This is a genomic window from Spartinivicinus marinus (genome assembly GCF_026309355.1).
In the GTDB taxonomy this organism is placed as follows: Bacteria; Pseudomonadota; Gammaproteobacteria; order Pseudomonadales; family Zooshikellaceae; genus Spartinivicinus; species Spartinivicinus marinus.
The window spans coordinates 3,118,886-3,141,241 of sequence record NZ_JAPJZK010000001.1 but is presented as its reverse complement, the minus strand read 5'-3'; the positions used below and the strand labels follow the sequence as shown (position 1 = coordinate 3,141,241).

Here is a 22,356-nt window from a genome sequence, read left to right as displayed (position 1 = left end):
GGGTTTTAACCTTTCAATCAGACAATTCATGTGGACTCTTAACTGCAATGACGAGCTTCGTTTAAGGAGGTGATCCAACCCCAGGTTCCCCTAGGGTTACCTTGTTACGACTTCACCCCAGTCATGAATCACACCGTGGTAACCGTCCTCCCGAAGGTTAGACTAGCTACTTCTGGTGCAACCCACTCCCATGGTGTGACGGGCGGTGTGTACAAGGCCCGGGAACGTATTCACCGTGACATTCTGATTCACGATTACTAGCGATTCCGACTTCATGGAGTCGAGTTGCAGACTCCAATCCGGACTACGAGACGTTTTATGAGATTAGCTCCACCTCGCGGCTTGGCAACCCTCTGTACGCCCCATTGTAGCACGTGTGTAGCCCTGGCCGTAAGGGCCATGATGACTTGACGTCGTCCCCACCTTCCTCCGGTTTGTCACCGGCAGTCTCCTTAGAGTGCCCACCATCACGTGCTGGTAACTAAGGACAAGGGTTGCGCTCGTTACGGGACTTAACCCAACATCTCACGACACGAGCTGACGACAGCCATGCAGCACCTGTCTCTGCGTTCCCGAAGGCACCAATCTATCTCTAGAAAGTTCGCAGGATGTCAAGGCCAGGTAAGGTTCTTCGCGTTGCTTCGAATTAAACCACATGCTCCACCGCTTGTGCGGGCCCCCGTCAATTCATTTGAGTTTTAACCTTGCGGCCGTACTCCCCAGGCGGAACACTTATCGCGTTAGCTTCGCCACCAAGCGATCAAGTCGCCCAACGGCTAGTGTTCATCGTTTACGGCGTGGACTACCAGGGTATCTAATCCTGTTTGCTCCCCACGCTTTCGTGCCTCAGTGTCAGTATCAGTCCAGGCAGTCGCCTTCGCCACTGGTGTTCCTTCCTATATCTACGCATTTCACCGCTACACAGGAAATTCCACTACCCTCTACCGTACTCTAGCCTAACAGTTCCAGATGCAATTCCCAGGTTGAGCCCGGGGCTTTCACATCTGGCTTATCAAGCCACCTACGCACGCTTTACGCCCAGTAATTCCGATTAACGCTCGCACCCTCCGTATTACCGCGGCTGCTGGCACGGAGTTAGCCGGTGCTTCTTCTGCGAGTAACGTCACAGATGCAAGGTATTAACTTACACCCTTTCCTCCTCGCTGAAAGTGCTTTACAACCCTAGAGCCTTCTTCACACACGCGGCATGGCTGCATCAGGCTTGCGCCCATTGTGCAATATTCCCCACTGCTGCCTCCCGTAGGAGTCTGGGCCGTGTCTCAGTCCCAGTGTGGCTGATCATCCTCTCAGACCAGCTACGGATCGTCGCCTTGGTAAGCCTTTACCTTACCAACTAGCTAATCCGACGCAGGCTCATCTGATAGCAAGAGCTTATAAATAGAGGCCCTCTTTCCCCCTTAAGGCGTATGCGGTATTAATCCGGATTTCTCCGGGCTATCCCCCACTACCAGGTAGATTCCTACGCGTTACGCACCCGTCCGCCGCTCGACAGCGGGAGCAAGCTCCCCTGTTTCCGCTCGACTTGCATGTGTTAGGCCTGCCGCCAGCGTTCAATCTGAGCCATGATCAAACTCTTCAGTTTAAATCAGGTTGCCTTGCTTAAAGTGCAAAACGAAACTTGGCTCATCGCGTTATCTAAATCTCAAATATATTGACTTTTAGCGCAATGATAATTTTTGTCTCATCATTACAGCTAAAGCCCACATGAATTGTCTGATTAATTTGTTAAAGAACTTGTTAGCTGCGCTTGGCTCGCTAACTGAGGGCGCTCATTCTATCGTTTAACCTTTTAAAGTCAAGCGATTTTTTTTCGCCCTTCCTGAAGATGTTTTTGAAAAGTTTTTCAGCGTTACCTCGGTTCGAAAACCTCCGGCAGCTGCTGTCTTTTCTGCTCATCTCCAGTCAGTGGCGGCGCATTCTACGCACTTTAGATTTTAAGTCAACAGCTAAGTGAAAATAATTCATCCAAGGCTATTTTTTAACCAACATTTAACGGACGCACTTCTTCTACGTCTACCCCTATAGGCCCATTTGACTCTACTTCCACTTCGCCAATGATTTCTACAGGTTTATTAACTAGTGGCTGCTCTTGAGGCCACTCTTCAATATCAATCTCTACTTGCACCTGTCCTGTCTGATCTTTAAACAGATAAGTTTCATGAGACAGTTGTTTTACAATATAGCCCTGCATGACTATTTTTTGATCAACCACAGGATGACTTTTTACACCTGCAACAGTAGAAATTACTTGAGCAAAAACTTGCATTGCAAAGCAAGCAAAGAAAGTAGTAATTACCTTTACCATGATTTTCATCCCACTATTCTTCTATAAATACAAGTCCACAAACAACAAGTTCATAAACTAAAAGCCATATGCTTAGGCCATTGATTAACGCATTTCATTAGCGTGAACTAAAAAACCATGGAATACCTTACGGACTTCTACCTGACTATTTAGGTAAAGCCCGTAAGCGAAACAGGGATTAACTTTATGACGTACTGGTGACAGGCAACTATAACTGTTGCCGTTGTTTAAGCTCTGCTTTTCTAGCAAACCACCAAGCCATAAAGGCAACCAAAGAAACAATCAAGATAATCAATGTGGCTAGAGCATTGATTTTAGGGCTAACACCTAAACGTACAGAAGAGAACACAACCATTGGCAATGTTGTAGCACTCGGCCCAGATACAAAACTGGCAATAACCAAGTCATCCAGCGACAAAGTGAATGCTATCAACCAACCCGACAATAGTGCTGGAGCAATCACTGGAACAGTAATAAGAAAAAAAGTCTTTAGTGGCGATGCCCCCAGATCCATTGCTGCCTCTACCAGCGAGATATCCATTTCTTTCAGTCTCGATGAGACCACTACAGCCACATACGCTGTACAAAAAGTGACATGAGCAATCCAGATAGTCATCATTCCTCGCTCTGCAGGCCAACCAAAAGCTTGTGACATTGCAACGAACAATAAAAGCAGTGATAAGCCAGTAATCACATCAGGCATAACCAGTGGTGCCGTAATCATACTACTGAATGCAGTTTTTCCTTTAAACCGCCCGAATCGCACCATAATATATGCTGCCATGGTACCCAGCACGACCGCCATACAGGCTGACATAAAAGCTATACGCAAGCTCATCCATACTGCTGCTATCAATTGTCGATCAGAGAATAGCTCCATATACCACTTTATGGAAAAGCCAGCCCACACTGTAACTAACTTAGACTCATTAAAAGAGTAAATTATTAGCAGCACCATTGGCAGATAAAGAAATAACAAGCCAAAAGCCAGCACGTAATTTGAAAAAGTTAAGCGACCCTTTTGCATCACTAGCTCTCCTGCTCTTTAGCTTGGTACTTATGGAACAGGGTAATAGGGATAATCAATATTACTAACATCACCATGGCTAATGCAGCAGCGATTGGCCAATCTCGATTATTGAAAAACTCTTGCCATAGCACTTTACCAATCATCAAGGATTCTGGCCCACCCAACAGCTCTGGAATAACAAACTCCCCTACCACAGGAATAAACACCAGCATGGAACCAGCAATAATGCCATTTTTTGACAGTGGTAATGTTACTCTTAAAAATGTTTGCCAAGGTTTCGCCCCTAAGTCAGCAGAGGCTTCCAATAACGAATTATCCAGCTTTGTCAAAATGGCATAGATAGGCAGTACCATAAATGGCAGGTAGGTATAAACAACACCGACATATACAGCAAAATTAGTATTTAACATGGGCAGCGGGTTATCAATAATCCCCAACCACATAAGCAAGTTATTGATTAACCCATTATTTTTTAATATCCCTATCCAAGCATAAACTCGAATTAAAAAAGAGGTCCATGAAGGCAATAATATCGACAACAATAAGATAGCTTTCCATTTATCTGATGCTTGTGCCATAGCATAGGCCATTGGATATCCCAACAACAAACAGAATACTGCTGAGAAAAACGCAATTTTTAGCGAACTTATATAAGCAGCTAAATAAAGATCATCCTCTAACAAAAACAAATAATTACCCAAATTAAGGATAATTTTGACTGTTTCATCTACATATTGAAATACATCAGAATAAGGGGGTATTGCAGTTTCTGCTTCAGATAGACTTATTTTTAATACAATAATAAAAGGAACTAAGAAGAATACTAACAACCAGCTATAGGGTATCCCTACAATAAAACTACGCCCGGAAGGTATCCAGCGCAAAAGGTTATGCTTATTGATATTAAAGCTCATGATGTAAGTACCACACCACTGTCATCTTCCCAGCTGATATAAACCGGCTCATCCCAGGTAGGCCGATCCATTTTACGCTCTACATTTGCCATTGTGGACTGAATAATTATGCCATTAGCCAACTTAATGTAATAAACAGAATGGCCACCTAAATAGGCAATGTCATGAACAATCCCTTTTGCCCAGTTGTATTGGCCTCTTGGTTTAGCTGTAGAAACAAGCGTTTTTTCCGGGCGAATAGCAACATAGACCCACTTTTCATCCAGTGCACTAATAATACCGTGACTGAAATAAATATCTCGTTCTAGTTGTGGGGAACTGATAATGACATGATCTGCTTCGTCTTTTACTACTTCACCTTCAAAGATATTAACTGAACCAATAAACTCCGCCGTCATACGACAGTTAGGCGCTTCATAAATATCAACCGGCGTTCCTACCTGAACGATCCAGCCATCATTCATGATCCCAATGCGCTCAGCCATGGTCATCGCTTCTTCCTGATCATGGGTAACCATAATGCAGGTGACGCCCACTTCTTCAAGAATTTGCACTACCTCTAACTGCATTCGGCTTCGCAGCTTTTTATCTAAAGCCCCCATTGGCTCATCAAGTAGCAACAGCTTAGGTCTTTTGGCCAAACTTCTGGCTAACGCGACTCGCTGCTTTTGTCCTCCTGATAACTGATGCGGCTTTCGTTTACCATATTGCTCCATATGCACCAGTTTCAGCATTTCATTTACCCGAGCCAAAATCTGCTCTTTAGGTAACTTATCTTGCTTTAACCCAAAAGCAATATTTTGCTCAACCGTCATATGGGGGAACAGCGCATAAGACTGAAACATCATATTAATAGGTCGCTGATAAGGAGGTAAGTCTGTTATATCTTCTCCATCAAGATAAACCCTCCCCGCAGTTGGTTGCTCAAAACCGGCCAACATTCGAAGCAAAGTAGATTTGCCTGAGCCAGAACCACCTAGCAGTGCAAAAATTTCACCTTTTTTAATTTCAAGCGACACATCATCCACTGCTAAGGTAGTACCAAACTGTTTGGTCAGTTGTTTAATTTCTACCAACATGTGATCACGCTGAGGCGGCAGCCCTTTATCTAACAGGCCCCCCACAACCGTCTTTACCATAATTCACTGCTCTCCCGTTCGAAGCTATTCCAAGGCCTACTAGTATTCATTTAAAGATAAGCACCATCAGACCTAAGTAAGAATCTTTCGCGCAGGGTATACCGGCTTGATACTGGAAAGCAAAAAGTTGGGAAATAAACTTTTATTAGCACATGTCTATTTGGCTGTTTTACCTGTCTCTTATTATTTAAACCAGCCCTTCCCTGTAATAACTGAATAATTTTCAGTCAAACTGAAAGCAATAAGTATTTGCGTTCCCAGGAGCTAATAATACGTTTGAAGTTTTCACTTTCGGTTTCTTTTACCGCCACATAAGCATCAACAAACTTCCGCCCCAACATATCACATAAGGGTTTGCACTGTTCAAAGCCCATCAAGGCATGCTCTAAACTTAACGGTAAACTGTAATTTTCCAGCTCATGAGCATTACCTATAGATGGTTCAGTGGACTTTAAATTTTCCAGCATGCCCATATAGCCACATATTAATGAACCTGCGACCGCTAAATAAGGGTTAGCATCGGCCCCTGCCAGCCGGTTTTCAACCCGGCGATTTTCAGGTAACGATTCAGGCACCCGAAATGCAACTGTTCGATTATCAACCCCCCACTCAACATTTAAAGGTGCTGACTCGCCAGCTAAAAAACGTCGATAAGAGTTAACATTAGGAGCAAATAGTGGCATAGCACTTGGAATGTATTTTTGTAATCCACCAATAAAGCTTTCAAATAAAAGTGTGCTGCTACCTTGCTCGTCATTGAAAATATTTTGACCAGTTTTACAGTCATGTACACTTAGGTGAATGTGCATCGCGCTACCAGGTTCATCAGTGATAGGCTTAGCCATAAAAGTCGCAGTGACATTATGCTTAAGTGCCACCTCACGCACTGTTCGCTTAAATAAAAATACTTGATCAGCTAAAGTGAGTGCATCACCATGCTGAAAATTAATTTCCATCTGCGCGGTGCCCTCTTCATGGATCAAAGTATCCACATCCAGCCCTTGAGCCTCACAGTAGTCGTATACATCTTCAAACAGGGGATCAAACTCATTGACCGCATCAATACTAAACGACTGACGTCCAGTTTCTTGCCGGCCCGAGCGTCCTACTGGGGGCTCTAACGGATGATCGGGGTTAATATTGGTCTTAGTTAAATAGAACTCTAGCTCTGGTGCAATAATTGGTTTCCAACCTTTGTCCTCATACAGCTTAAGCACTTTTTTTAATAAATTACGAGGTGACAGGTCAATTGGATTGTCATGTTTATCATACACATCATGAATGATCTGGGCTGTGGGCTCTTGCGCCCAAGGCACTAGATAAGCTGCGTTAGGATCTGGCAATAGTTTAATATCAACTTCAGCAGGGTCAGTTAATTTATAATACAGCTCATCAGCAACATAGTCCCCTGTTACCGTTTGAATTAAAACTGCTTCGGGTAGCCTAATCCCCATATCCTGACAAAATTTGTTTGCCGGCATTATTTTCCCTCTGGCAATACCTGTAAAGTCAGCAATTAAACACTCTACTTCAGTAATATTGTATTTTTTAATCCAAGCTTTTATTGACTCCATAACTGTCTCTATCATTTTTCTATTTTTTATAGACTTACAATGAATATAGCCGCCGCTCATGATACAACAAAAAAAGCTACCAAAGCGGTAGCTTTAAATGAAAAATAGATAGCAACGTATAGCTGTACTTAGCTGATTTTTTGTAACTTATCTTACCTTTATAGCCTATCTCACCTTTAACAACAGGCGCAGCTCTGACAGATTTTCTTTAGTTATCCACAACCAACGCTGATTATTACCACCATGGTACTTCCACAATCCTATTTTGAGCTGACGGACATAAAAGTCCAACACTTGTTCCGAGTTAGCTGCACTGCGGATGATTTCTTTATCAACTTGCCAAGAGTTTAATTTGCTATCCTTGCAGGGCGCTACAAAACTAATCCCACCATTAGCTGCTTTAGAAGCCTGCAGGCAGTGGTTTGGATGAGACTTAGGCATTATCCTACCTGTATCGTCTTTATACCAAAGCTGATTATCTTTACCCTGGCAGTAGTGGGGCTTCACAGCATATTGAGCATTCTCTAGGCGGTTTTTAGTGACAGTGACACAAGCGCCTAGTTTAGAAACCAGCAGTTTATATGGTTTCTGACTACCATCATCTTTCACCACTAGAGTAAAGCTATCTTCTGCTGTACCACCACTAGTACTAAATACAGACAGTTTTACATTGGCTTTGCCCACAGCATCTTTAAGTGGTTTCATCTCTAGTAAGAATTTACCTGGCACTTGGGTTTTCTTAATAGTCAAATTACCATCAGGTAATAATGCTTGATTATCAGAGTTGGGTACGAAAGTGAGATCACTTGGCTCAGCACCTTTTACTATAAAGCCAGCACTGTAGGTTTGACTTTTTGGTATTTCTGCACTGCCCTTACTAAAACTAACTGATAATTTACTACTGCCATCATCCTTCACTATTAGAGTGAACTTAGCTTCAGCAACACCACCATCAAAGTCAAACACAGTAATAGTAACTACTGCCGTACCTGTAGCCGTAACTAACGGCTTCATATGAAGAATATAACTGCCTTTTTGCGAGCCTTTTTTCAACTCAAGGTTAGAGTCTGGCAATAGAGCCTGATTATTTGAATTGGTAACAATAGATAGCTTGTCATAATCATCATCAATGATTTCCAGTGGTAAATCATATGTCTGACCTTTTTTAATTTCAGCTTTCTTATACTTCAACTGAATTTTAGGGTCTTTACCTGGTCCTGGCCCTGGATCGCCATCAGGATACAAGTAATTAACGCCAGCAACATCTTTATCGCTTAACCCACTACGATTACCCAGTTTGTCTGCTGGAACATTGGGGTCTTTAGGGGTGATCGTGGGTCGTCGGTTTTTAGAAAACGCATAAGCAGAATAATGCATGACTGAATAATAATCATAAGGCCCTACTTTTAAATCAGTATCTGCTTTTCTAAAATTCCCCTCCATGCCTGACTGTATATTATTCCAATGAATCGTAACGTAATTATCACGATCGGCTCGAGATTGCTCATGATAAAAACCTAAGGCATGTAAAAACTCATGGGCAATTATACCTTGATAAACACAGCCAGGGTAACTTAACGATAGCTGCTGTTGCCTACCCGTCATACCGACATAAGACCAACAACCAGAACCATTAATGACTTTTACATAGTTACTTTGATTTGTTCTCTTTACAAACTTAACATTGGTTTTTGAGGCAACATATTTAAGTGCAGCTTCAATTTTTGATCTACCTTGGCTGGGATAATTAGAGTCTATTTGATAATAAAGCACAGCATTAGGCCATAAGCTACGTTTGTTTTTAGTTGGTGCACTAAATTCATTGGTTGCTTCACCATCTTCTCCAACATCATCAACGTTAGTCCATGGCGTTATTTCAAATGATGGCACACCATATTGCTGTACTTCTTCATGGGTGCCTAAAATAATATCTCCTTCATAAATAGCTAAACCATCTATTACCTGGTAATAAATCCGCTCACCAGTACCATTTAAATAAGTAAAATCAACAGGAGCACTAATATGACGATTAATTTCGTGCTCTGTTTGCTCTGCGTAAAGTCCTGTACTCCCTAAAACAGAAGCCGATAATAATACAGCTGCCGTGTGCTTTAAATTAAGGTAATGCATTTGCTAACTCCTTGCATATCAAACACCTAAATTTGACGATATTCAGGTGTTGGTGATTATCCAACTCATGCAAGTGTAATTATAGAAATAACAGGTTTTATTGAGACTAAAAACAAGAGAAGTGGTTCACAGGTTTATAGGAACAATCTGCAATATATGGCGAGTTAGTTTGTTACAGTTTCTGAAAACAAAAGCGGCTATACCTTTGCAAGATATAGCCGCTTAAAAAATGTCTTATTAATTCACTTTTGGTTCTAATTCACCGGCCGCATAACGTTGAAACATTTTTTCCAAACTTAATACGTTAATCTTACTAGCTTGGCCGGCTGTACCAAATGCTTCATAGCGTGCGACACAAATGTCTTTCATCGCTTCGGTCGCTACAGCCAGATATTTACGTGGGTCAAACTCAGACTTGTGAGTAGCTAAAAAGCGGCGGATAGCACCAGTAGAAGCTAAACGCAAGTCTGTATCGATATTTACTTTACGCACACCGTACTTGATACCTTCCTGAATTTCTTTTACTGGCACACCATAGGTTTCTGGAATTTCACCACCAAACTCATTGATCACTGCCAACCAATCCTGTGGTACTGAAGAAGAACCATGCATTACCAGGTGAGTATCAGGAATACGTTCATGAATGGCTTTGATGCGCTCAATCGCTAAAATGTCACCAGTTGGCTCACGAGTAAATTTATAAGCGCCATGGCTGGTACCAATCGCAATCGCTAATGCATCTACTTTAGTCGCTTTAACAAAGTCTGCTGCTTCTTCTGGATCTGTCAGCATTTGGTCATGACTTAATGTGCCTTCAGCACCGATACCATCTTCTTCTCCAGCCTGGCCTGTTTCTAATGAACCCAAACAGCCCAATTCACCTTCGACAGAAACACCACAGGCATGAGCCATTTCAACAGTACGACGAGTGACGTCAACATTATATTCATAAGAAGTTGGCGTTTTACCATCTTCTCCTAACGAGCCATCCATCATTACGGAAGAAAAGCCTAGTTGAATTGAACGCTGACAAACAGCTGGAGATGTACCGTGATCCTGATGCATCACCACTGGAATATGAGGGAATTCTTCAATTGCAGCCAGAATCAAGTGCCGCAAAAACGGTGCACCCGCATATTTTCTAGCACCTGCAGATGCTTGAACAATCACTGGGCTATTGGTTTGATCAGCCGCTTCCATGATCGCGCGCATTTGCTCTAAGTTGTTAACATTAAATGCTGGAACGCCATAACCATGCTCGGCTGCATGATCAAGCAACTGTCGCATACTAATCAGTGCCATCTTCAGTCCTCAAAGTAACAGCGGCAGTTAAATGCGTAATAACTGCCGGGTTCATTTATAAGTGCAAGCTGTGTGGATTTATATACCCTGCAAGTCAGGTATACTTTTATTGCTTTATTATTATGAACGTGACTCTTTGGCCCGTTCTTCTAATATCGCTACTGCTGGTAAAGTTTTCCCCTCCACGTATTCTAGGAAAGCACCCCCACCAGTAGAAATATAGGACACTTGTTGCTTGATACCGTATTTATCTACCGCAGCCAAGGTATCACCTCCGCCTGCAATAGAAAAAGCCGCACTATCAGCAATCGCTAATGATAAAGCTTTGGTCCCTTCACCAAACTGGTCAAATTCAAACACCCCAACTGGGCCATTCCAAATAATGGTGTTAGCTTCTGCCAAAATGGTTTTGAACAATTCGGATGTTTGTGGCCCCACATCGAAAATCATGTCATCTTCAGCCACATCAGATACTCCCTTTAACTCTGCTTTTGCAGATTCAGAGAATTCTTTGCCAGTAACTACATCAATAGGCAGAGGGATATCAGTTTGCTCCAGCAGCTTTTTGGCTTCTGGAATCAGATCGGCTTCATACAAGGAGTTACCCACCGGATGGCCAGCAGCAGCAAGAAATGTATTGGCTATACCACCACCCACAATAATTTTATCGGCCACTTTGGCAAGAGACTCTAATACAGTGAGTTTAGTGGAAACTTTTGAGCCACCAACAATGGCTACCAAAGGCTTCTTTGGATTATCCAACGCTTTGCCCAAAGCATCCAACTCATTAACCAATAGCGGTCCAGCACAAGCAACAGGCGCATATTTAGCAACTCCATGGGTTGAGGCTTGCGCTCGGTGAGCAGTACCAAATGCATCCATCACATAAACGTCACACAGGTTGGCCATTTGCTTAGCTAACTGGTCATCATTTTTCTTTTCACCTTGGTTAAAGCGAACATTTTCCAGCAGCACCACTTCACCAACATCCAACTCGACACCATTTAACCAGTCACGCTCTAGCCTTACTGACTGATCTAGCAACTCAGTTAAATATTCGGCGACAGGTGCTAGCGAATATTCTTCAGCAAACTCACCTTCTGTTGGCCTGCCCAAATGAGACATCACCAATACTTTAGCGCCAGCCTCCACCGCCTGTTCAATAGTGGGTAAAGCTGCACGAATGCGTGCATCGCTGGTTACTTTTCCGTTTTTCACTGGCACATTTAAGTCTTCGCGGATTAATACCCGCTTGCCAGCAAGATCAAGATCCTTCATTTGGATCACAGCCATTGAAATCCCCCTTAAAATACAACAGCAGTTATATAGTTAACCAATGATAACTGACGTCTAACATTCTATTAGCAAACGCCCATTCATTATCAAACCAGGCAATCACTTTCACCATATTAGTGCCACTGACTTTAGTTTGAGTTAAGTCAACAATTGCTGAGCGGTCATCGTGATTAAAATCACACGACGCCAGTGGCTCCTCCGTTACTCCCATTAACCCCTGTAATCGGCCATGGCAGGCATCACGAATAACCTCATTAACATCAGCCACATTCGTTGCTCTGCTTACCTGAACAGTTAAGTCCATTGCCGATACATTAATAGTGGGTACCCGCATGGCTAATGCCTGAAATTTTCCAGCAAGGTTTGGCAACAACCGGTCAATCCCCTTTGCCAAGCCAGTATCTACTGGGATAATTGACTGCAAAGCACTGCGCGTTAAGCGTAAGTTACTGTGATGATAGGCATCAATGACTGGCTGATCATTCATAGCCGAGTGAATGGTCGTGATAGTACCGTGCTCAATACCAAATGTGTCGTCTAAAGTTTTAATGACCGGCACAATACAATTAGTTGTACATGATGCACTGGAAACAATTTGATGATTCGCCTGGAGCGTTTCTTCATTCACACCATATACAATAGTCGCGTCTACCGACTCAGGCTCAGCAGGCTGAGAAAATAGCAACCGAGGTGTTCCACTGGCTAAATGTTGCTCTGCTGCTTGTCGATCAGTAAACGAACCTGTGCACTCCAGCACTAAATCAATACCTAGCGCTTTCCAAGGCAGCTTCGTTGGATCTGGCTGATTAATCACTTGAATAGGGTCACTATTAATGACCAAGTGATCGCGTTGCCGTTTTACCGAAGCCGGAAAACGGCCATGGGTAGTATCATAACGGGTGAGATAAGTAATAGTATCTAAATCTGATAACTCATTAATGGCCACCACCTGCATGTGTTGACGGTGACTGGTTTCGTACAGTGCTCTTAATACGCTTTGGCCAATCCGACCATAGCCATTGATAGCTAAACGAAATGCCATGTTAGCTAATTTCCGATTTTTACAAGTGACCTAATATAAAAACAGCAGCAAAAATAAAAAAGGCGGTAAATACCGCCTTTTTGTTTTACTCTATGTTGAGCAAATCTTCCGCTACTGTGACAACATTTTCAACGGTAAAGCCGAATTCTTTGAATAAGTCACCAGCAGGTGCAGATTCACCAAATGTCTGCATACCTACCACACGACCATCCAAACCTACATACTTGTACCAGTAGTCAGCATGAGCCGCTTCAATAGCCACTCTGGCTGGCACCTCTAAAGGTAACACTTGTAGCTTATATTCTACATCTTGCGCTTCGAATACATCCGTTGAAGGCATAGAAACCACTCTTACCTTCGTACCTTTATTTGCTAACTGCTCTGCTGCTTCCATTGCCAAACCAACTTCTGAACCAGTGGCAATTAAAATCAACTCTGGCAAACCATCACAATCACGGAGGATGTAACCACCTTTCGCAACATTTACTAACTGTTCATCAGTACGCGTCTGGTGTGGTAAGCCTTGACGAGAAAATACCAGAGAAGTTGGGCCATCTTTACGCTCGATCGCTGCTTTCCAAGCTACTGCAGACTCAACCGTATCACAAGGGCGCCATAGCGACATATTAGGAGTAGTTCTTAAGCTAGCCATTTGCTCAACTGGTTGGTGAGTTGGGCCATCTTCGCCTAAGCCGATAGAGTCGTGAGTATAAACAAAAATGCTGCGCTGCTTCATCAATGCAGCCATCCGCACGGCATTACGCGCATATTCCATAAATATTAAGAAAGTTGCACCGTAAGGAACAAAACCACCATGTAAAGCAATACCATTCATAATGGCAGACATACCAAATTCGCGAACACCATAAAAGATGTAGTTACCACTAGCATCTTCTTTCGCTACGCCTTTGCTTTCCTTCCATAAAGTCAAATTAGAGCCAGCTAAGTCAGCAGAACCACCTAACAACTCAGGCAATAATGGACCATAGGCATTCAAAGTGTTTTGAGAGGCTTTACGACTAGCCAAGGTTTCCCCTTTGCTTTGACACTCTTTAATATAAGCTTGTGCCTGTTCAGTAAAGTCAGCGGGTAATTCACCGGCTAAACGGCGCTCTAATTCTGCTGCCAACTCTGGGTGTGCTTCTTTGTATGCGGCAAATGCTGTATTCCATTCTTGCTCTACAGCCTGACCTTTTGTTTTAGCATCCCAGACTTGATAAATATTTTCTGGGATTTCAAATGGACCATAAGTCCAGCCTAACTTTTCACGAGTTAAGGCAATTTCATCATCACCTAATGGAGCACCGTGGCAAGACTCTTTACCTTCTTTGTTAGGGGAGCCAAAACCAATAATAGTTTTACAGCAAATTAAGGTAGGCTGATTTGGGTTAGCTCTTGCCGCGTCGACTGCTTGTTTGATTGCTTCTGCATCGTGGCCATCAACACCAGGAATCACCTGCCAGCCATAAGACTCAAAACGTTTAGGCGTGTCGTCGGTAAACCAGCCTTCGACCTCACCATCAATAGAAATACCGTTGTCGTCATAAAAAACGACCAGCTTGCCTAAGCCTAAAGTACCCGCTAAAGAACATACTTCGTGGGAGATACCTTCCATCAAGCAGCCATCACCCGTGAAAGCATAGGTGTAATGGTCAACTACTTCATGCCCGTCACGGTTAAACTGGGCAGCCAGTGTTTTTTCGGCAATCGCCATCCCCACCGCGTTAGCTATCCCCTGGCCAAGAGGCCCGGTAGTTGTTTCTATCCCAGGTGCATAACCATACTCTGGGTGGCCGGCAGTTTTTGAGTGTAATTGACGGAAGTTTTTCAGGTCGTCGATTGAAAGGTCATAACCTGTAAGGTGCAATAAAGAATAAAGCAGCATAGAGCCATGACCATTGGATAGCACAAAACGGTCACGGTTAACCCAGTTTGGGTTAGCAGGGTTATGTTGCAAGTATTCGCACCAGAGTACTTCAGCAATATCAGCCATTCCCATTGGCGCACCAGGGTGGCCACTTTTGGCTTTTTGTACTGCATCCATACTTAATGCACGAATGGCATTGACGCGCTCTTGACGGGTCGACGACATGAAATAGTCTCCTACAACCTAATTGGAGGGCGTTGCAAAGCACTTTAATTCATGACCATCTGACTCATGAAATGCTGCAACCCCTGCTTAGCAAGTTAACTTTGGAACAGCTTTAAAAAACGGCCAGTATTGTCTCTTTTTCTGGCTTTATCAGCAAATGTATTAACCGCAAAATGGCAAAGGATTGACTCGCCCACAGTAAACTGACGCAATGGCCAGCTTTCTACATACCCAGTTCAGCAACTAAAGAGAGACCCACCTATTTTGGCTCGCTATAGTTACTTTCTTATAGTTACTTTCTTAAACTCGCTATAGCTACTTTATTAAAATAGCTACTTTCTTAAAATAGTTGCCTCTTGACTAAATAGTTACTTCCTCACTGCCGATAGTTTTCCAACTATGCTTAAAGAAACTTAGGTATTATGAGCAAAACCAGTGGCATCATTGAGAAAGAGGCTTAGTGGATTATTGAGCGGAATACTAATGTTCGCCACCGCTACCGTTTCACCCTGCCCTTTGCAACAACTCACTTATATTACTGAAGACTACCCACCTCATAACTTTATGGAAAACGGTAATTTACAAGGGATATCCGTTGACTTGCTGCTTATTGCAACAAAGTCTATAAACTGCCCGATTACTAAAGCTGACATCAAACTTATGCCATGGACCCGCGGCTACAGAATGGCTCTTAACCAACCTAATATCGTCTTGTTTGGTATGACCAAAATTAAAGAGCGAGAAAAATTATTTAAATGGGCATGTTCTTACATGAACACTCAAGTTGTATTAACTGCCAGAAAAGACTCTGATATTAAAATCCACAACATAAATGACCTAAACCGCCTGACTATTGGCATAGTAAAGGATGATATCGCCGAAAAATTATTTCAAGGGTTACAGATAAACCCGGATAATTTTAAATATGGTAATAATCATCCAGAAACGTTAGCAAAAATGCTAGCTTCTCATCGTTTTGATGCCTGGGGATATGATATCAATGTAGCCAGCTGGATCCTGGCAAGACTAGGTTATAACCTAAATGACTTTGAAACCATCTATTCATTTAAGCCTATTCCCACTTGCTATGCCTTTAGTAAAAGTACAGCTGATAATACTGTTCAACTACTACAAAAAGCGCTTACTACTGTTTACCAACAAAAAGGAAAGTCAAATAATACATTACTAAATGAAATTTACGCCAAGTACGGATTAATTCACTGAATTATTTCTTTTTATGTCCCTCAAATTAATTGAGTCGCCAGTTCAAGCAAGTTTTAAAAGCAATCGAAGTAAAAGGGAGTACACTTTTATGAGCAGTAACAAACCTTCAACTACTGACTCTCCTTGTGTACGCAACTGCTGCTTGGATAATAACGATGTATGTGTTGGCTGTTTTCGCTCTCTGGCTGAAATTTTGGAGTGGCATACTGCTACAGAGGCCAGGCGTAAACAAATAGTAGAAAATGCCAACAAAAGAAAAAAACACCAATAACAATCATTAATTTTCTTTCATCAACCCCGAAATACTATTACTTTCCTCAGCCGATTTATAAGAAAATACTTTGTCTATTTCACTAGCAATTTTATCTTTAGTTATAGGTTTAGTAATCACACCATTCATACCTGCTTGGAGACATAAAGCCTTATCTTCCGGCATTACATTGGCTGTCAATGCAATGATAGGTGTTTTACCTTTATCTCCTGCAAGACTTCTAATTTGTTTCGTTGCTTCTATTCCATCCAACACTGGCATATGCATATCCATAAACACGATATCAAACTGATGGTTTAGTATTTGAGTAATTGCTGCTTTGCCATTTTCTGTAATTACTACACTAAATCCTAGTTTATTCAATACAGCCCTCGCAATCATTTGATTACTAGGCGTATCATCCACCACTAATACATGCTTATTATAATCTCTTGCCTGCTTTTTATCAGCCATTTCAGATGTGACTGTATTTTCAGATACTATCGCAGGCTCTAACGGAAGTTTTAAGGTAAAAATTGAGCCTTCACCTGGTTTGCTACTCACCAATAATTCACCATTCAACAACTGCGTTAACTTATAACTGATAGCTAAACCTAACCCTGAACCACCATAATTGCGAGTACTGGTATGTTCGACCTGATAAAAACCTTTAAAAATATTATTAACATCTTTTTCTTTAATACCAATCCCCGTATCACGCACATTAATAAAAACACAATTTTTATAATTTAAAATTACTGAGTCGACATCAACTACGATACAACCTCTATAGGTAAACTTCACTGCATTACCGACCAAGTGCAGCAAAATTTGTCTTAAACGTCCTTCATCACCGACATAATAATCAGCCACTCTTTCATTACACTTCAAAAAGAATTTGACATTCTTTTGCTCTGCTGAACTTGCAAACAATAATTTAATTTCCTCAAGTAACTTTTTAAGTGAGAACTTTTTATTTTCTGCGGCTATTTTTCCCGACTCCAAACTAGAGTAAATCAAAATATCATCTATCACGGATAGCAGTGACTTACTAGACTGGTAAATCAATTTAATAAAGCTTGACCGTTCGCTGCTATTAGGTGTTTCTAAAAGCAGCTCAGCCGTCGCTAAGACCCCATTAAGAGGAGTTCTTATTTCATGACTCATGTTCGCCAAGAATGAATTTTTCTCTTCACCCACGGCTCTTGCATACTCAAGACTTTCCGCTAAATAGTTTACTTCTTTTGCCAACTCGCCTATTTCATCATTTGACTCAATCTCACAACGCCTAGACAGTTTACCACTTGTCATTTCTTTAATATTGGCGATAGCAACTGATAAACGCTTAGTAACCTTCCTTACATAAAACACACTAAACAAAAAAACTAGAATACAAGACACTAGGGTAATACATAAAAAAATAATTAAACTACTCTTTGCATGAGATTCAACCAAACTTGCTTTTTTAGCTAGATTTTTATCTAAGGATGACATCAAACCACTAAAATTTTTAATTATTTCACTATACTTTAACGTTAACTCGGCCATTGCTGTGTAGGCACTATCTACACTTATAGAAGCCTGACGAAACAATGAAGACGTCATAGCATTGTAACTCGTCATATTTGAGATTAGATTATTGAGTTTATCTTCAGGGAAATCCTTGCCTGTATTATTTATTTCCTCCGCCAATACCTCTACACAATTAAGTGCATTTTCAGTACTTTTTAGTCGATCCTGAACATTTCTGTAATAATTTTGTTTATCAAGACCTAATTGAATTTCACGCAGGCTGCCGTAAATTAACGCATGATTTGTTGCAAACTCAGAGTATGCATGGATAAGCTGGGCATAATGGTCAAGTTTCTGTTCTTGGAATTCCTTAGCAAAGAAAGACTGCTCAATATAAATGTACACAAAATTGGATGAAACCAACAACATCACCAATAGAAAACAAACCGGGAACATTAGCATCTTTGTACGAATTGACCCGAACCGTTTCATCTAGCAATCTCGAGCAACCAATAATAAAACTAAGTAAGATGCTCTTAAAGACAAAATTGCGACAAAAAAAGTATACCAATTATGAATGATTAATAGCTTTTGCATTAATATACTACACGCTCCGTGTTAGTAGACTTTTGTATTTTAAATTATAGTCAAGTTTTCTCTTTCTATTTATTTACTATGGCCTGGCTGGCAGGCCATAGCACCTCTTATCTCTACCAGTCACAACATCTATATCAAAAAACTTTGATATAGATGTTGTGACTGGTTAAAGCAACTGCTACACTGGCTGCCATGACTACTAACTCGTTATCTCAAGACAGCATAGCTCCCACCCCTGACCAAGCACTCGTCAGCTCTGAAACGCTGGCCAGTTTTTGTAAGGCCAGTGCTGACCCTTTACGGCTTGATATCTTACGGGCGCTTAAAGCAGACTCATTTGGTGTGTTGGAGTTGTGTGCAATTCTCGATATTAAGCAGTCAGCCCTTAGTCATCATTTAAAAATCATGGCAAAGGCTGGGTTAGTGACAACCCGGCGAGAAGGCAACACAATTTTTTATCGGCGAGAATGGCCAAAGCCAGACCAAGCTACTGCTCAGTTACTAACAACTTTGTATAAAACTGTTGACTTACTCCCGATAAGCGCAGCAACACAGGAAAGGCTCCAACAAGTTAAACAACAACGAGCCGAAACCGCTAGAGCGTTCTTTGCAAAGTTTGCTGATAAGTTTCGCCAGCAGCAGGAGCTAATTGCAGAATACGATATTTACGCGGCCAGTATTAAAGAAGTCCTAACTACTCTGGCAATTCCCAAAAACAGTACAGCAATTGAAATTGGGCCAGGAGAAGGTCTGTTTTTAAACGTATTATCTCCTTTATATAAGCAAGTCATTGCTGTTGACATTTCTCAGGAAATGCTAGAGAAAGCTAAATTGTTTGCTGATGAGCAGCAATTAAATAATATTCAGTTTATTCATCAAGAAGCTGTCGAGGCTTTAGCTACACCACTGACAGCTAACTGTATTGTGATGAATATGGTGTTGCATCATGTACCTTCTCCAACTGAATTATTTATTAAAGCAAGTGAAGTACTAATACCAGGCGGCTCATTATTAATTAGCGACTTATGTGCCCATGATCAAAGCTGGGTGCAACAGGCCTGTGGTGATATGTGGTTGGGCTTTGCTGAAGACGAGGTAAATGGCTGGGTCCAACAGACTGACCTAGAGCCACAAGAAAGTTTATATCTGGGGCTGCGTAATGGATTTCAACTCCAAGTGCGGCATTTTATTAAGCCAGCATCAAATATAACGAACTAACCCATTAATTTAGGAAAAAAACAATGAGCGAATATTCTGTATTTACTTCTGAGTCAGTATCAGAAGGACATCCCGATAAGGTGGCAGACCAAATTTCAGATGCAATATTAGACGCCATTATTGCAGACGATAAAGACGCCCGGGTTGCAGTAGAAACGCTAGTTAAAACTGGAATGGTATTAGTTGCTGGTGAAGTACGTACTCAAACGTATGTGGACATTGAAGATTTAGTGCGTGAAGTTGTACTAGATATTGGCTATAACCACTCTGAAATGGGATTTGATGGTGCTTCTTGCGCAGTAATGAATGCTATCGGCAAACAATCAGCTGATATTGCTATTGGTGTAGATGAAGCAGAACATAAAGAGATGGGTGCCGGTGACCAAGGCTTAATGTTTGGTTATGCTACCAATGAAACTGACGTATTAATGCCAGCCCCTATTACCTACGCCCATCGGTTGGTTAAACGTCAGGCTGAAGTACGAAAAAATGGCATTCTTCCTTGGCTAAGACCTGACGCTAAAAGTCAGGTAACTTTTTTATATGACCAACAAGGCAAACCCTGCGGTATTGATGCTGTTGTGCTATCCACTCAACACGAAGATGGTATTAAACAGTCAGAAATACGCGAAGCTGTGTTAGAAACTATTATTCAGCCAGTTTTACCTGAAGAATGGTTAACCCCACAAACCAAATATTTTATTAATCCTACTGGCAAATTTGTTATTGGTGGCCCAGTCGGAGACTGCGGCTTAACTGGCCGGAAAATTATTGTAGACACCTATGGTGGAATGGCTCGCCATGGCGGCGGAGCATTTTCTGGTAAAGATCCTTCAAAAGTCGACCGTAGCGCAGCCTATGCTGGCCGTTATGTGGCAAAAAATATTGTTGCAGCCGAGCTTGCTGAACGCTGTGAAATTCAAGTGTCTTATGCCATTGGTGTAGCCGAGCCTACTTCTATTAGCGTCAATACATTTGGCACCGGCAGAATCAGTGATGACCAAATCATAGAGCTAATCCGAGAGCACTTTGACTTACGACCAAGAGGCTTAATTGACATGCTTGACTTAAAGCGCCCCATTTATAGATCAACAGCAGCTTACGGTCACTTCGGTCGTGAAGAAGCCAAGTTTACTTGGGAAAAAACTGATAAAGCCGATCTTTTGAAGCAAGCAGCTAAAATCTAACTAAATATTAAATAATTCGTTACAGGTATAAGCTCATGGCTAACGACTATAAAGTTGCAGATATTTCCCTCGCCGACTGGGGCCGCAAAGAAATTAAAATTGCTGAATCTGAAATGCCAGCACTCATGGCTATTCGTTGCAAATACAGCGACAGCAGGCCACTGGCTGGTGCCAAGATTCTTGGCTGCATTCATATGACCATCCAAACTGCAGTATTAATTGAAACTCTAGTTGAGCTGGGGGCAGAAGTACGCTGGTCATCTTGTAATATTTTCTCAACTCAAGATCACGCAGCTGCAGCTATTGCTGCCAGTGGCACACCTGTTTTTGCCTGGAAAGGTGAAACAGAAGAAGAATACGTTTGGTGTATTGAGCAAACTATTCTTAAAGATGGTAAACCTTGGGATGCCAATATGGTGCTGGATGATGGCGGCGACTTAACTGAAATCCTGCATAATAAATACCCTGAAATGTTAGATCGTATCCATGGTATTTCAGAAGAAACCACCACTGGCGTACATCGCCTGTTAGAAATGCTGGAGAAAGGTACTTTAAAAGTCCCAGCTATTAACGTGAATGACGCGGTTACCAAGTCTAAAAATGACAACAAATACGGCTGCCGTCATAGTTTAAATGATGCCATCAAACGGGCAACAGACCATTTATTATCAGGTAAAAAAGCGCTTGTTATTGGTTACGGTGATGTCGGTAAAGGCTCTGCTGCATCATTACGCCAGGAAGGGATGATTGTTAAGGTAACAGAAATAGACCCTATCTGTGCCATGCAAGCCTGTATGGACGGTTTTGAAATAGTTTCGCCTTATATCAATGGCGTTAATACTGGTACCGCAGAATGTATTAATCGCGAATTGTTAGGCACAACTGATTTACTAGTTACTACAACCGGCAACGTACATGTATGTGATAGCAATATGTTGCAAGCACTGAAATGCGGTGCAGTTGTTTGTAACATTGGTCATTTTGATACCGAAATTGATACAGCCTTTATGCGCAAAAACTGGGAATGGGAAGAAATCAAACCCCAGGTACATAAAATCCATCGTAAACCAGCAACTGAAGATCATATTTTACTATTATCAGAAGGTCGTCTAGTTAACTTGGGGAATGCAACAGGCCACCCATCCCGAATTATGGACGGCTCATTTGCCAACCAAGTATTAGCGCAAATTCATTTATACAAAGGTAAATTTGGTGAGTTAGCTGCTGACGAAAAACCACAGAACCTATATGTAAAAATTCTACCAAAAAAACTGGACGAAGAAGTTGCCCGTTACATGGTAGAAGGCTTTGGTGGGGTTATTACCCAAATGACCGAAGCTCAAGCTAAATATGTGAATACCCCTGTTGAGGGGCCATTTAAACCGGATAATTATAAATACTAATATACTCCCCTCCCTCATCCTCACCTTCTCCCCGAAGGGGGAGAAGAAACTAGGGACTGAGTCCTTTTGCAACAGTGTGAAATAAAATCAGCTTCGGGAAAGCAATAATATTGCTTCTAA

Annotated in this window: 17 protein-coding genes and 1 rRNA gene; 6 read left to right on the top strand and 12 right to left on the bottom strand. The window is 41.9% G+C overall.

The features are described 5' to 3' along the window. Window positions 1–62: 62 nt before the first annotated feature. The 11 genes from OQE68_RS14150 to tkt all read right to left on the bottom strand — a co-directional run bounded on the left by OQE68_RS14150 (window position 63) and on the right by tkt (window position 14,845). Window positions 63–1,603: ribosomal RNA gene (locus tag OQE68_RS14150) — 16S ribosomal RNA — on the bottom strand. Window positions 1,604–1,999: 396 nt separating this feature from the next. Continuing rightward, window positions 2,000–2,326, bottom strand: coding sequence for a NirD/YgiW/YdeI family stress tolerance protein (locus tag OQE68_RS14145; RefSeq protein WP_180570436.1), 327 nt, complete (start codon window positions 2,324–2,326; stop codon window positions 2,000–2,002). A gap of 208 nt (window positions 2,327–2,534) precedes the next feature. Next, entirely contained in the window at window positions 2,535–3,353 is an 819-nt protein-coding gene (locus OQE68_RS14140) for an ABC transporter permease subunit (RefSeq protein WP_180570437.1), read from the bottom strand. A 2-nt stretch (window positions 3,354–3,355) separates the two neighbouring features. Then, window positions 3,356–4,270: an ABC transporter permease subunit gene (locus OQE68_RS14135; protein WP_180570438.1), complete on the bottom strand. Its 915-nt coding sequence runs from the start codon at window positions 4,268–4,270 to the stop codon at window positions 3,356–3,358. Continuing rightward, window positions 4,267–5,349: a polyamine ABC transporter ATP-binding protein gene (gene potA / locus OQE68_RS14130; protein WP_219340163.1), complete on the bottom strand. Its 1,083-nt coding sequence runs from the start codon at window positions 5,347–5,349 to the stop codon at window positions 4,267–4,269. The genes OQE68_RS14135 and potA overlap by 4 nt, the downstream gene beginning before the upstream one ends. Before the next feature lie 287 nt (window positions 5,350–5,636). Continuing rightward, the gene (locus OQE68_RS14125; RefSeq protein ID WP_219340162.1) at window positions 5,637–6,983 is read right to left on the bottom strand and encodes a glutamine synthetase family protein; all 1,347 of its coding nucleotides are present in this window, start codon (window positions 6,981–6,983) and stop codon (window positions 5,637–5,639) included. A 165-nt stretch (window positions 6,984–7,148) separates the two neighbouring features. Then, window positions 7,149–9,113, bottom strand: coding sequence for a M12 family metallopeptidase (locus tag OQE68_RS14120; protein ID WP_180570440.1), 1,965 nt, complete (start codon window positions 9,111–9,113; stop codon window positions 7,149–7,151). A 237-nt stretch (window positions 9,114–9,350) separates the two neighbouring features. Beyond that, window positions 9,351–10,415: a class II fructose-bisphosphate aldolase gene (gene fba / locus OQE68_RS14115; RefSeq protein ID WP_180570441.1), complete on the bottom strand. Its 1,065-nt coding sequence runs from the start codon at window positions 10,413–10,415 to the stop codon at window positions 9,351–9,353. A 120-nt stretch (window positions 10,416–10,535) separates the two neighbouring features. Continuing rightward, window positions 10,536–11,708 carry a phosphoglycerate kinase gene (locus OQE68_RS14110; RefSeq protein WP_180570442.1) on the bottom strand — a complete coding sequence of 391 codons (1,173 nt, stop codon included), beginning with the start codon at window positions 11,706–11,708 and terminating at the stop codon, window positions 10,536–10,538. 28 nt (window positions 11,709–11,736) lie between these two features. Next, complete coding sequence (locus OQE68_RS14105; RefSeq protein WP_180570443.1) at window positions 11,737–12,753, bottom strand: type I glyceraldehyde-3-phosphate dehydrogenase; 1,017 nt, start codon at window positions 12,751–12,753, stop codon at window positions 11,737–11,739. 85 nt (window positions 12,754–12,838) lie between these two features. Further along, complete coding sequence (tkt, locus tag OQE68_RS14100) at window positions 12,839–14,845, bottom strand: transketolase (RefSeq protein WP_180570444.1); 2,007 nt, start codon at window positions 14,843–14,845, stop codon at window positions 12,839–12,841. A 129-nt stretch (window positions 14,846–14,974) separates the two neighbouring features. Between tkt and OQE68_RS30855 the strand changes: the two genes are divergently transcribed. The 3 genes from OQE68_RS30855 to OQE68_RS14090 all read left to right on the top strand — a co-directional run bounded on the left by OQE68_RS30855 (window position 14,975) and on the right by OQE68_RS14090 (window position 16,340). Continuing rightward, complete coding sequence (locus OQE68_RS30855; RefSeq protein WP_180570477.1) at window positions 14,975–15,052, top strand: hypothetical protein; 78 nt, start codon at window positions 14,975–14,977, stop codon at window positions 15,050–15,052. Between the two features lie 276 nt (window positions 15,053–15,328). Then, window positions 15,329–16,069, top strand: coding sequence for a substrate-binding periplasmic protein (locus OQE68_RS14095; RefSeq protein WP_180570445.1), 741 nt, complete (start codon window positions 15,329–15,331; stop codon window positions 16,067–16,069). A gap of 88 nt (window positions 16,070–16,157) precedes the next feature. Further along, window positions 16,158–16,340, top strand: coding sequence for a DUF1289 domain-containing protein (locus OQE68_RS14090; RefSeq protein WP_180570446.1), 183 nt, complete (start codon window positions 16,158–16,160; stop codon window positions 16,338–16,340). A 6-nt stretch (window positions 16,341–16,346) separates the two neighbouring features. Here OQE68_RS14090 and OQE68_RS14085 read toward each other — a convergent pair whose 3' ends face one another. Further along, on the bottom strand, window positions 16,347–18,254 hold the full coding sequence (locus OQE68_RS14085; protein WP_180570447.1) for an ATP-binding protein: 1,908 nt from the start codon (window positions 18,252–18,254) through the stop codon (window positions 16,347–16,349). Between the two features lie 366 nt (window positions 18,255–18,620). Between OQE68_RS14085 and OQE68_RS14080 the strand changes: the two genes are divergently transcribed. From OQE68_RS14080 to ahcY, 3 genes are read left to right on the top strand one after another with little or no spacing between them, the layout of a single operon-like run. Continuing rightward, a complete protein-coding gene (locus tag OQE68_RS14080) occupies window positions 18,621–19,646 on the top strand; it encodes a metalloregulator ArsR/SmtB family transcription factor (protein ID WP_180570448.1) in 1,026 nt (341 codons plus the stop codon). A 23-nt stretch (window positions 19,647–19,669) separates the two neighbouring features. Next, a complete protein-coding gene (metK, locus tag OQE68_RS14075) occupies window positions 19,670–20,833 on the top strand; it encodes a methionine adenosyltransferase (protein WP_180570449.1) in 1,164 nt (387 codons plus the stop codon). A 35-nt stretch (window positions 20,834–20,868) separates the two neighbouring features. After that, window positions 20,869–22,236 (top strand): adenosylhomocysteinase, encoded by a 1,368-nt coding sequence (ahcY, locus tag OQE68_RS14070; protein WP_180570450.1) that lies wholly within the window; start codon window positions 20,869–20,871, stop codon window positions 22,234–22,236. Window positions 22,237–22,356: the final 120 nt, after the last annotated feature.